Genomic DNA, 13,042 nt, shown 5'->3' with positions numbered 1-13,042 from the left:
CGATTATGCAGGAAAAAATTATTATTCTCGATTTCGGTTCTCAATACACGCAGTTGATTGCCCGTCGGTTGCGGGAGCTGAACACGTATTGCGAAATCTTGCCGTACAATAAATTCCCTTACGGAGAAGAGGGAATTAAAGGAGTGATTCTCTCGGGGAGTCCCTATTCGGTGAACGATCCTAATGCCCTTTTTGTCGATTTGAGTCGTATCCGTGGTGTCTATCCGGTACTTGGCGTTTGTTACGGGGCGCAGTTTTTGGCTCATACGTCGGGGGGAAAGGTCGAGTCTGCCGATACCCGGGAATATGGTCGTGCCAATTTGGCTTGGCATGATGAGAACGATCCCCTCATGCGCGGTGTGCGGGAGAATTCCACCGTATGGATGTCGCATGGCGATTCTATTACGGTAATTCCCTCTACCTTCACCCTTGTGGCCAGTACCCATGAAGTAAAGACAGCGGCTTTTCATATCGAGGGCGAACCGACATGGGGTGTACAGTTCCACCCAGAGGTATATCACAGTGAAGACGGCACGCTTCTGCTGACGAATTTCGTACGTGATATCTGTCACTGTGATATGGACTGGACACCGGCATCGTTTATCGAACATACGGTAGCGGAATTAAGTACGAAATTGGGAGACGATAAAGTGGTATTGGCTTTGTCGGGAGGTGTCGATTCTACTGTGGCTGCCGTGTTGCTTAACAAGGCGATCGGTAATCACCTTACCTGTATCTTCGTCGATAACGGTTTGTTGCGGAAAAACGAGTTTGAGAGCGTTCTTGCCAACTACAAGGATATGGGGCTCAATGTCTTGGGCATAGATGCTAAGGATTATTTTTACGAACAGTTGAAGGGGGTGACCGAGCCGGAAAAGAAACGGAAAATTATCGGTAAAGGTTTTATTGATATTTTCGATCGCGAGGCTCGTAAGCTGACCGATATAAAATGGTTGGCGCAAGGTACTATTTATCCCGACGTGATCGAATCGCTTTCGATTACGGGTATGACTATCAAATCGCACCATAATGTGGGAGGATTACCCGAGAAGATGAATTTGAAACTGGTGGAGCCGTTGCGTCTGCTGTTTAAAGACGAGGTGCGCCGGGTCGGTCGGGAACTGGGTATCAGCGAGAAACTCATCGGACGTCACCCTTTCCCCGGTCCCGGATTGGCTGTCCGTATACTTGGAGATATCACACCCGAGAAGGTACATATCTTGCAGGAGGCAGATCATATTTTCATACAAGGACTTATCGACAACGACCTGTATAATAAAGTGTGGCAGGCGGGAGTCGTTTTGTTGCCGGTACAGTCGGTAGGGGTGATGGGCGACGAACGGACATACGAGCGGGCTGTCGCCCTCCGAGCCGTTCTTTCGACCGACGGTATGACTGCCGATTGGGCTCATTTGCCTTATGAGTTCCTTGCCAAGGTATCTAACGACATTATTAACAAGGTGCGTGGCGTGAATCGGGTTGTTTACGACATCAGTTCTAAACCGCCTTCGACTATCGAGTGGGAATAGTCGATAGATTTCGGAATTTATAAAACAAGCGGAGCCAATTTCCATTTGAGGAAATTGGCTCCGCTTCTGCATTATGGAGAAAGATTGAATTTATTTTTTCTCGGTAAGAGTGAACCTGATTGTACCGGCATTGACTAAATCTTCGTGGAAAATGAATCGTCCTTTATGTTTTTTTCCGTTTACCGTGATACGGTCGGTGTAGATAGCCTTCGGAGAAGGCCGTTCGCACTCGATGACCAGGGTGTCTTGGGTATAATAACGAGGATCGAGATGGAGTATAATCTTGTCGAAGGCAGGAGCTACGAGGGTATAACGGGGTATTCCCGGACAATCGGGATAAAGTCCCATCATACTGAATACGGCCCATGCTGACATCGTTCCTGTGTCGTCATTGCCGGGTATGCCATCGGGTTGATTCTTGAAGTATTTTTTCAAGAGCGAGTTGACTAGCGAGTCGGTTCTCCATTCTTCACCTTTGACTTGGGCAAAAAGGTAGGGGTAAGTGATGTCTGGCTCATTTGCCGGATCGTAGAAATTTTCATCGAATACTTTGCGCAACTTGGCGGCGAATTTCTTTTCTCCTCCCATCAATCGTTTTAGCCCGTCGATGTCGTGGGGGACATAGAAGGTGTAATTCCATGCGTTGCCTTCGTGGAATCCGGGAGCTGGTTCGAAGTTGAGACCTTGCAGGGGATCGAACGGCGTGTAGAACGAGCCGTCTGGCAGTATGGGACGCAGTGTCCCGAATTCTTTGCAATAGTAGTGTTTGTAGCCCAACGAACGTTTGGCGAAGGTTTGGGCATCTTCTTTGTGCCCTAAACTTTCGGCGAAGCGGGAGAGTGCGAAATCTGCCAGATAGTATTCGAGGGCGTGGGATACGGAGTTGTCGAATTGCTCGCGTAAGGGTACATATCCCAGTTTCATGTAGTCGTCGTTATCGGTGCGTAAAATATTTTCGCTACCGGGAGCAGTCGCCGATTTTACCATCGCCTCATAGGCTGTTTCTGCATCGAAGTTTTTAAGTCCTCGCAACCATGTGTCCGCCAACATAATGATAGCCGGATCTCCCGACATGGTGAGCGTTTCGTTTCCATAAAGTTCCCAGCGAGGTAACCAACCCCATTCTTTGTACATGTCGATGAGGGTCTGTACCATGTCGAGTTGCTTTTGGGGATAAGCGAGGGTAAAGAATGGGTGTACGTTGCGGAATGTATCCCATAGCGAGAAGACGGTGTAGCGATCGTGCCGGGTGGTGAGTATCTTGTCGCTCTCCATAGCGGGATATTGCCCATTGACATCTTGGAGAATGTTGGGGTGAATAAACATGTGGTATAGTGCCGTATAGAAGATGGTTTTTTGTTCATCGGAACCTCCTTCTACTTCTATTCGGGAGAGTATATCGTTCCATTGATTCCGGGCATCGAGGCACACTTTGTCGAATTGGAATCCTTGCTGCTCACTGTCGAGGTTTTGGCGGGCATTCTCGATGCTGACGAACGATACGCCCATTTGTACTTGAATCTGTTCTCCGGGTTTGGTATCGTAGGAGAAGAATACTCCTATGTCATCGCCCGACATTTCTTTGGTGTACCGGGTGTAGATTTTGTACTTCCCGTTATCGGGATCCCATTCGGCCTCTACACCGGTCATAGGTCTTTGTTTTTTCCAGTATCCCGATTGTAGGGGCTTTTTGTCGACCCGTATCACGAAGTAGATAGGGAATACTCCCTGCCGGTTGTAGTAACAAAATCCACCGAGGAGCTTGCTACCTTCGTATTCGGTATCGCTTACTTTACGGACGGTCGCTCCACTCTCGTTGGTGAGTCCTTCTCCTAAATTGAGCAATATGTGGCTTTCACCGCCCGGGTAGGTGAATCGGGCGATGGAGGTGCGGGGTGTAGCACTCACTTCTGTATCGATACCGTAGCGAGTGAGCTGGTTGGCATAGTAGCCCGGGTGAGCTTCTTCTAAAGCGTATTCACTACCGTATTGCTTGTAATCGACATTGAGTTTTCCGTTTGTCGGCATTAATAGGAGTGACCCTAATTCGGGGCAGCCCACGCCGCTAAGGTTTACATGAGAAAATCCGGTAAAAAATGTGTTGTGGTATTCGTAGGGAGTGGACCACCAGCGTGCATCTTTGTCATATACGTTTTTGTCGGAACCCATTACATTGAATGGTGTGACCGACATAAGGCCGTTAGGACAGATTGCACCCGGATTCGTCGTTCCGAAGTTCGTTGTTCCGATGAAGGGGTTTACATAAGCGACAGGCTCGTCTGCCGATAGTGTGGCGGACGAGACTGTCATTATGATTCCCGCAACGATGAGATTGCGAATGTTCATAAAAAATCAGATTGTTGAGTTCTTTTTGGTAAATTCGATGATTTCCGAAATATATCCGAATGCCATTCCCACGACTGTGTCGGCCGCGCCGTAATAGACCGCTACTCGATCTTCGTCGTGAAGGGCTGCACAAGGGAATATAACGTTGGGTACGTCGCCTTGCATCTCGTAGGGCATTGCCGGAGCAAGGAGATAGGGTTGTGTACGATAAAGTACTTTGGAGGGGTCTTCACGGTCGAGAATTGCCGCTCCCATAGAGTAACGGAATCCGTTACAAGTGGTAATGACACCGTGGTAGAACATGAGCCAGCCTTCGTCGGTGAGGATAGGGATAGGGCCAGCACCTACTTTGGTACATTGCCAAGCGCTCACGGGGAAAGGTGTGGGAGAGAGTACGTGCCGATGTTCTCCCCAAAATTTCATGTCGGGGCTGTAACTGATATAAATATCGCCGAACGGAGTGTGTCCGCTGTCACTCGGTCGGCTCAATAAGGCATATTTCCCATTGATCTTTTGCGGAAACAGTACTCCATTGCGATTAAAAGGCAGAAGGGCGTTTTCACATTGGAAAAACTCTTTGAAATCGAATGTGTAGCCTACACCGATGGTCGGACCGTAGTAGCCGTTACACCATGTGATCCAGTAACGGTCTTCGATCCAAGTGACACGGGGATCATACTTGTATTCAGATTCTATCATATCGGTATTTCCTGCTTTGAATTTAATGGGCTCATGTTCGATGTCCCAATGAATACCGTCTTTGCTGAATCCTGCAAAGATATTCATTTGCACGGCTTTGTTATCGCAACGGAATACTCCGGCGAACCCGTCTTCAAAAGGTACTACGGCACTGTTAAAGATGCTGTTGGAAGAGGGGATATGGTAGCGGTCGATTACCGGATTTTTCGAATAACGCCACATGACGTCCGCACATCCTGCCGGACGGTCTTCCCAGGGCATAACCATTTTTTTTGTCATATCGTTTTTTCTTTTTTAATGTATATGTGTTTAATGTTTAATCGCGATTGAACGTAGATCTGTTTTTTGTCATCGATTACTTTCTTTCTTCGAATCATCGTAGGTGAACGGAATGAAGTAGGTGATTAGTAACGATGGTATTGTAGCCAACAATACATAGATAAAGAATCTTTCATAGCCTAGCCAATCACTGAAAAATCCACTCATCATACCTGGAAGCATGACACCGAGGTTCATAATACCCGAAGCGAAAGCGTAGTGTGACATTTGGTGTTTGCCCGGCGCTATCTGTTGCATCATGAAGAGTGTGAGACCCACGAATCCGAATCCATAACCAAAATATTCGATAACGATACCGGTTCCTATCAGATAGAGATTTTCGGGCTGGAATATGGCTAATAATGTGTAGGCTACGAATGGAAAGTTGAATACGCAACAGAGGGTGAAAAGCGTTTTCTTCAATCCTCGACGCGAAACGTAAACTCCTGCTAACAATGAGCCTAAAACAAACGCAGCTGAACCGAACACTCCATTCAATGTGCCGATTTCGGTAAGCGAAAGTCCCAATCCGCCGATATCGCGTGAAGAACGCAGAAATAGCGGAGCGATTTTCATGATAAATCCTTCTGCAAAGCGGTAGAGTATGATGAAACAGATATAGTAAAAGATGTGTTTCTTGGTAAAGAAGTTTTTAATGACCTCCCATAGCTCTTTCGCCACATCGGCGCTTGAACGCTTTTCTTGGTTCGGTACTTGTGTGGAAGGGAGTACTTTTGAGTGGTATAGCCCCAATAGCAACAACAGTGCCGAAATGATGATAAAAATAATCATCCACGCTTCTTTATAGGCGGGCATATTCGCTTGAATAGAGGCTCCTTCGGATGCGCCGAAATGTTCGGCTAGCATTCCCGCTGCTGCTACCAATCCACCGTTGGCTACTAATTTCGCAATGTTGTAGAAAGCTCCTTGTACACCGATGTATTTTGCTTGATCTTCGGGAGATAGTTCGGCCATATAGACGCCGTCACAAGCTATATCATGCGTGGCTCCACTCAAAGCGATGACTGCCATCGTGGAGATACTGATCGCGAAAAAATAGTCGAAGTTCAATGAGAGAGCTACTATACCGAATAATAACCCACTCAGTAACTGAGTGACGACAACGAAAAATTTTTTCGTACGATACATTTCTAAAAAAGGACTCCAAAGGAACTTTAATGTCCACGGTAACATGATGACAGAAGTCCAAAAGGCAATTTGGGTATCGGATATTCCTAAGTCCTTGAACATGAACGTGGAAACGAGATTTACCGCTATAAAAGGAAGCCCCATGGCAAAATATGCCGTGGGGACCCATGCAATAGGATTTATCGATTTTTCTTTACTAACCTTCTTCATTTTCCCAGATTTTGTCTTTTTCTGTTCTATAAATGAGATATCGATTATTTGATTCTGATTTCATCGGTGAATAACCAGCCTCCGGTAATGCCGTTCGATAATGCCTTGTAGCGGATATAGCGAGCTTTTGCATTACCTTCCCAACCGAATTCTTTGAATTGAAGCGTTTCGATGTCGGGTGAAATGTCATTGTCGACAGTCGCGAGGGTATCGTAATGTTCTCCATCGACAGAGCTCGATATGATAACTTGTTTGGGTAACCATACATAGGGACCTTTAAGCTGTATGAATTCGGCACAGACTTGTTTGATGTCGGTTTCTTTACCGAGATCAATCGTTACATCGAAATCACAATCGATAAAGCCTTGCCAACGGTCGTCGTTGTACATCCAACCACCCCGGACGCCATCGACCAATGTTTTCTCTCCCTGAGCGGCGTAATGATTGCTATAAGGATTGGCATAGGTTACTTTTTTCCCGATAGCCAGATGGTTTACCTTTTGGTATGATTCGGGTTTATCGCCTATTTCTTTTTCGAGAGGGAAAGGATTATAACCCTGTTCTCGAAGTATATTTACCGCTTGAAGGGCTCGGGTGTGGAAATTGTCCCACTTTTTGACCTCGGAAGGAGACCACCCGATTTCGGCGAGTGCCAATATCCGAGGATATATCATGTATTCGTAGTGTTCGGGTGTGGGTATGTGCTCGGTCCATACATTTCCTTGTACACCTAGAATAAGCTCGGCTTCTTTCGTGGAAAGCGAATCGGGGACCGGTTCGAAAGAGTAGACTTTTTCCAAAGTAAGATACCCGCCAATGGCCATCGGTTGAGTGTTGGGGGCATCTTGAAATGCATCGAGGTAGCAGTATTTACCGGGTGTCATGATGGCTTGGTTTCCGGCTTTTACAGCTTTGATGCCACCTTCTTCTCCCCGCCATGACATGACTGTGGCCGTAGGAGATAGCCCGCCTTCTATGATTTCGTCCCACCCGATGATTTTACGACCGTGATCGTTTAAGAACTTTTCAATACGGTGTATCATGTAACTTTGCAATTCGTCTACCGAATTTAAGTGCTCGTCGGCCATGCGCTTCTGACAACGGGGGCATGTCTTCCAACTACTTTTGCTTGCTTCGTCACCTCCGATGTGAATGTATTCAGAGGGGAAAAGGTCGATTACTTCGAGTAAGACGTTTTCGAGGAATTCGAAAGTTTTTTCGGTTCCTATGCAAAAGTCGGCATTGACATAGGGTTTACCGGAACAAGATAACTCTGGGTAAGTAGCCAATACTTCTTCGGAGTGTCCCGGCATTTCGATTTCGGGAATGATGGTGATATGACGTTCGGCAGCGTAAGCGACAACTTCCCGAATGTCGTCTTGTGTATAATATCCGCCGACGGCACGAGGATCGTCTTGCTCACAGAAAGTGCGACCTCCTACCCACCAGTCGTTTAATTTATCGAATGGCCTCCACGCTGCGAAAGAGGTGAGGCGGGGATATTTCTTTATTTCGATTCTCCAACCAGCACCGTCGGTCAAATGCCAATGCAACCGATTCATTTTGAAATAGGCCATCGCATTCAATTGTTTTTTGACAAACTCTTTATCAAAGAAGTGGCGCGAAACATCGAGGTGCAATCCCCGGTATGGGAAACGAGGGGAATCGTTGATCGTCAGAGCGGGAAGAGTTTTGTTATCGCCGTTATTCAACAGTTGCAGAAGTGTTTGGAGTCCGTAGAATATCCCAGTCTCGGTATTTGCCGACAGGCGAACACCTTTTTTATCGATTTCGATCCGATAGGCTTCATTTCCTGTCACGATGGAACTATCGCAGAGGTTCAATTCTATTCCGTTATTTCCGGTAGCCGATTCGGCAAAGGGAACGGAACCGAGCGATGTCCCTTCGAGATAGTCGGTCAGAGCTTGACGACTTTCTGCGGAGAGGTTTGTATAGAACTTGGTCTCGGGTGAAATTGTAAAATTTCCGCTGTGATACTCTACCGATCGAGGCATAGGTATAACATCTATTCCTTTTCGATCAGAACAACTGTTTCCGATAAGTAACAATGTAGAGAAGAGAACGGATTTGAATATATTATGTGTATTCATACGTTTCGGTAATAATCATTAGTTAACAGAAATTTCATCGACAAAAAGCCAACCTTTTTCACCTTTGGCTCCGTGCCATGCCGGTATTTTATCAGTGGTATCGATAACCACCCGGATTTTCGAGGCGGGGACGGCAGGAAATTCGCAGGTATATTCCCGCACTCCGTCTTGGTCTTGTTTTTGTGTTACCGGAATTTCGAGTTTCCCGATTTCGGTCATCGGGTTGTCTCCATTAGTCGCATAGACTTTTATTTGGGTGGGCGGGAAAATGTACTCGGAATATTGTACGAGCGACCCTATTTTGACCTGACTTATCGTTTGCGTTTTTCCTAAATCGATTGTTGCATCTAATGGCGTATTGATGAATCCGAGCCAACAACCGTTGCTGTAATTGAAATCTCCATGTATGCCATCGGTGAGTACACCGGCTCCTCCGAAAGTATATTTTTCACTGGGTGCATCTTTCAGTTGGGGCATGTGTCCTGTGGCTTTATTGAATTTGAAGGGGCGCACGAGTGTGCGGGTTTCGATGCCTTCGCGTACGACGATGGCTTTCAATGTGCAAGAATCATTTTCGGTACGGATTTCTATCGGCTCGGTATATCGGGTGCTGTTTGTCGTTGGTTCGGATCCATCGAGGGTATAGTAGATGGGTGCATTGCCTTGTGTGCGGAGTGTCGCTTCTATACAGCCTTTGGTTTCATTTACCGAGTATTCGCCTTTAACTTCGAGTATATGTTTGGCATAGTTGAGTCCCATTACATCGTAGATGGCAAGGATATGGCCTATATTATCGAGGAACCGGTCATAACTTTTGTTTTCGACTTGATCCCATTGTACTTCGCTCAGTGCTGCTAATCTGGGAAGTATCATGTATTCGAGGTGTTCGGGAGTAGTGATATATTCTGTCCAGATGTTAGCTTGTGTACCTAATATGAATTTGGCTTGTTCTTCTGTAAGACTTTCGGGTATGGGATTGAAATTGTAGACCATATCGACCGGATTATAACCGCCGATAGCCAAAGGCTCGTTTTGTGTATCTCGTGATTGATAATAGTCAAGATAAAGAGGTGCAGTCGGTGTCATGATGGCATAATGCCCTTGTTTCGCCGCTTCGACACCTCCGGCAACACCTCGCCATGACATAACAGTTGCATTGGTGGTGAGTCCGCCTTCGAGCATTTCGTCCCATCCGATAATTTCGCGTCCGTGTTCATTGAGGAATTTCTCTATCCGTTCGGTCGTATAACTTTGCAGATAGTGTTCGGCTTTACCATGTTCGTCGTCTTTGAGTCCTAATTTTTGGATACGGGCTTGGCAAGCAGGACATTTTTCCCATCGAATTTTGGGACATTCGTCACCTCCGATATGTATGTATTTCGAGGGAAATATATCTATGATTTCGAGCAAAACGTTTTCAATGAATTCGAATGTTTTTTCTTTTCCTACGCAGAGCACATCGTCACGGATACCCCACTGTCCGGAAACTTCGTACGGGCCACCCGTGCAACCTAATTCGGGATAAGAGGCCAATGCCGCCATCATGTGTCCAGGAAGGTCTATTTCGGGAATAATGGTAATACCCAAATCGGCGGCGTATTTTACCATATCGCGTAATTCGTCCTGTGTATAGAATCCACCATAGGGGGTCGTGTCGTAGTTATCCCATTCTTTACGAATCATGGTTTTGTTGCGGATACTGCCCACTTCGGTCAATCGTGGATATTTTTTTATTTCTACGCGCCAGCCTTGATCGTCGGTGAGATGCCAATGCAATGTATTTAGTTTGTGAACAGCCATTACGTTGAGAATCCGTTTTACTTCGTCCAATGTGAAGAAATGACGGGCAACGTCGAGGTGCATTCCCCGATATCCGAAACGGGGAGCATCGTTTATCGTGGTACAAGGAACCGACCAATTTTCATCTGCGGAGAGGGTTTCTCCATAGATAGCTACCGGAAGGAGTTGTTTAATGGTTTGTAGCGCATAGCGTACACCGTTGGGCGTAGCTGCGGTTATTTCGATTTTCTTTTTGCTTATGTTTAGCCGATAAGCTTCTTGGCTCATAGTCGTGTCGATTTTTACGACCATCATATTTTTACCTTCTTTTTCGGCTATTTTTAAGTCCTTGCCGGCTGTTTTACCGAATTGCTCTGCAAACTGAGCCAAGATTTCATTTACTTCGTCTCCACATTCCGGTGAAATAAAAATCTGTGTGTCGTCATCGAAAGAAAAGCGTCCCGACATCTGTTCCATGTCATTGGGATAGGGTATTAATTCATAACGGTTTGGGTTGTCTTCACTTTGGCAGGAGATTAAGGAGATTATCAAGGCCACAAGTGAGAGATAACGATTCATATTTTTCATAACTGTTTGGATTATGTGATGTTAATATCTGATTTCGTTTATTGTTTGACCGGGGTGTTTCCCATTTCCATTACAATTTTTCCGCCTTTCATAATGTCGCTATGCATGAAGAAAGGAGATTCGAGCAAGATATTATCAAGGCGAATGCTCTGTATATATTTATTGGTTCGGGAATTGTTGTTGGCGATAATTTCGAATACTTTCCCGTTGGGTAGATTTATGGTTACCTTATCGAAGATAGGACGACCGACAGAATATATGGGCGATCCGGGACATACTTGATAGAATCCCATCGCATTGAGCACATACCAAGCCGACATTTGACCGCAATCTTCGTTGCCCGACAATCCGTTGGGGTTGTTGAAGTATTGGGTATGGAGAATCGTATCGATCAACTGTTGGGTTTTCCACGATTGATTCACGTAGTTGTAAAGGTGAACGATGTGATGGCTAGGCTCGTTTCCGTGCGCGTATTGTCCGATGAGCCCCGATATATCCGAAGATACGAGAGGGCCTTCTATCTTTGATTCGGCGATAAAGAGAGAATCGAGTCGACCAATGAATTTTTCCTGACCTCCCATCAAGGTGATAAGTCCTTCTATATCGTGAGGAACGAACCAAGCCCATTGCCAAGCTGTCCCTTCGCAATAATCGTCATTGCGGTGGTCGGAGTAACGGGGATTAAATGGAACGTGCCAATTCCCTTTCAAGTCTTTGCCACGCATGAATCCGGTTTGCGAGTCGTAGTAATTGATGTATGATTTAGAGAGTGCCTTGTATTTTTCGTAAGTGGCCGTATCGCCAATTTCTTCTGCCAATCGAGCGATGCACCAATCGTTATAGGCGTATTCCAAACCTTTGGCTACCGACTCGTTTTCTTTTTCGTAGGGAACATAACCTATTTTATTTTTGTAGTATTTAGAAATGGGAACCAACCCGTTGACCATTCTGCTCGATGCGATAATACCGGTCGTATCATATACCGAGCTGCGGATACAGGCTTCGAGCAATTCTTTTCCATCGATTTTGTCGAATCCCTTCATATATGCGTCGACGATTACGGGGATAGCATGATAACCAATCATCGTAGCCGTGTAATTCCCTGCTAATTCCCACATGGGCAGAATACCCCCTTCGTGGTATTTTTGCATAAGAGACATCACCAATTTTTCATTTAAATCGGGTTTGATGATGGTCAATAGCGGATGCAATGCACGAAAAGTATCCCATAGGGAATAAACCGTGTATATTTCTTTGCCGGATTTGGTTTGATGTATCATTTGGTCGAGCCCACGATAGCGTCCGTCCGCATCGGAAAAAAGGCTGGGGTGTATAGCCGTGTGGTATAGTGCTGTGTAGAATATCTGTTTTTGGGTTTCGTTATTGCCTTCGACTTGAATGGTTTCCAAGTAGTCGTTCCACTTATTTTGTGTAGCGGTCATTATACTGTCGAAGTCCCAAGATGGAATTTCGGTTTCGACATTCCGCTGTGCTCCTTTTATATCTACGGCCGATATACCTACTTTTACAAGCACTTCTTCGTTTTGTGCCGTCGGGAATTGGAGCAGTGCTTTTTTCTGTTCCAATTTACAGGATTTTCCATCGCGCACGATATCGATGACCGTGTCGACGATATGGCAAGTGAATGGTTTGGAAAATTTCATGTAAAAGCCTATACATTGATTTTCCGCCCAGCCTTTGGTCTTTTTCCACCCGACTATTTCGGTATCGCTGAGCGAGGCGAGCTTCATATCGATGTTTTCTTGTCCTTGTAGACTGTAATCCAAATCGACGATAAATCCTGCCTCTTTACTTTCGGGGAAACGATAACGGTGCAGGGCCGCCCGAGGTGTCGCCGTTAGTTCGGCTGTCACGTTGTAACGATCGAGTTCTACCGAATAGTATCCCGGTTTTGCCACTTCTTTGTAGTGCGAGAACGGTGAGGCATAGGCGGTTTGTTGGCAACCGTCTCCCAAGTAACGATAGTTTTGTTTTCCTACGGTGGGCATTAACAGAACGTCTCCGTAGTCTCCACAGCCCGTACCGCTCAGATGGGTATGAGAGAATCCGTTTATCGTGCTGTCGGAATAGTGATATCCCGAGCAGGCATCCCACCCGTATATACGGGTATCGGGACTGGGCTGTATCATTCCGTGGGGGGCCACGGGGCCGGGGAATGTGTGTCCGTGACCTCCCGTACCCACGAACGGGTTTACATAGTCGATGTATTGTAACTGCGTTTCTGTGAGGTTAGAACAGCTTGAAAAAAGCAGTAATCCCAAACCTATCCATAGCGTTGTTCGTTTCATGTCC

Annotated in this window: 7 protein-coding genes; 1 reads left to right on the top strand and 6 read right to left on the bottom strand. The window is 46.1% G+C overall.

All coding sequences use genetic code 11. The features are described 5' to 3' along the window. Positions 1–5 precede the first annotated feature (5 nt). Complete coding sequence (gene guaA / locus HMPREF9448_RS01825; protein ID WP_008860874.1) at positions 6–1,529, top strand: glutamine-hydrolyzing GMP synthase; 1,524 nt, start codon at positions 6–8, stop codon at positions 1,527–1,529. A gap of 90 nt (positions 1,530–1,619) precedes the next feature. Here guaA and HMPREF9448_RS01820 read toward each other — a convergent pair whose 3' ends face one another. The 6 genes from HMPREF9448_RS01820 to HMPREF9448_RS01795 all read right to left on the bottom strand — a co-directional run bounded on the left by HMPREF9448_RS01820 (position 1,620) and on the right by HMPREF9448_RS01795 (position 13,038). Next, on the bottom strand, positions 1,620–3,839 hold the full coding sequence (locus HMPREF9448_RS01820) for a GH92 family glycosyl hydrolase (RefSeq protein WP_229042411.1): 2,220 nt from the start codon (positions 3,837–3,839) through the stop codon (positions 1,620–1,622). Between the two features lie 42 nt (positions 3,840–3,881). Further along, complete coding sequence (locus HMPREF9448_RS01815; RefSeq protein ID WP_008860872.1) at positions 3,882–4,853, bottom strand: glycoside hydrolase family 130 protein; 972 nt, start codon at positions 4,851–4,853, stop codon at positions 3,882–3,884. A gap of 69 nt (positions 4,854–4,922) precedes the next feature. Continuing rightward, on the bottom strand, positions 4,923–6,251 hold the full coding sequence (locus tag HMPREF9448_RS01810; protein WP_008860871.1) for an MFS transporter: 1,329 nt from the start codon (positions 6,249–6,251) through the stop codon (positions 4,923–4,925). Between the two features lie 44 nt (positions 6,252–6,295). Continuing rightward, positions 6,296–8,362 (bottom strand): glycoside hydrolase family 20 protein, encoded by a 2,067-nt coding sequence (locus HMPREF9448_RS01805; RefSeq protein ID WP_008860870.1) that lies wholly within the window; start codon positions 8,360–8,362, stop codon positions 6,296–6,298. An 18-nt stretch (positions 8,363–8,380) separates the two neighbouring features. After that, entirely contained in the window at positions 8,381–10,729 is a 2,349-nt protein-coding gene (locus tag HMPREF9448_RS01800; protein ID WP_008860869.1) for a beta-N-acetylhexosaminidase, read from the bottom strand. Between the two features lie 38 nt (positions 10,730–10,767). Continuing rightward, positions 10,768–13,038, bottom strand: a complete 2,271-nt coding sequence (locus tag HMPREF9448_RS01795) for a GH92 family glycosyl hydrolase (RefSeq protein WP_008860868.1) — start codon at positions 13,036–13,038, stop codon at positions 10,768–10,770. Positions 13,039–13,042: the final 4 nt, after the last annotated feature.

Source organism: Barnesiella intestinihominis YIT 11860 (assembly GCF_000296465.1).
Lineage (GTDB): Bacteria > Bacteroidota > Bacteroidia > Bacteroidales > Barnesiellaceae > Barnesiella > Barnesiella intestinihominis.
This window is presented reverse-complemented; position numbering and strand designations above follow the sequence as displayed.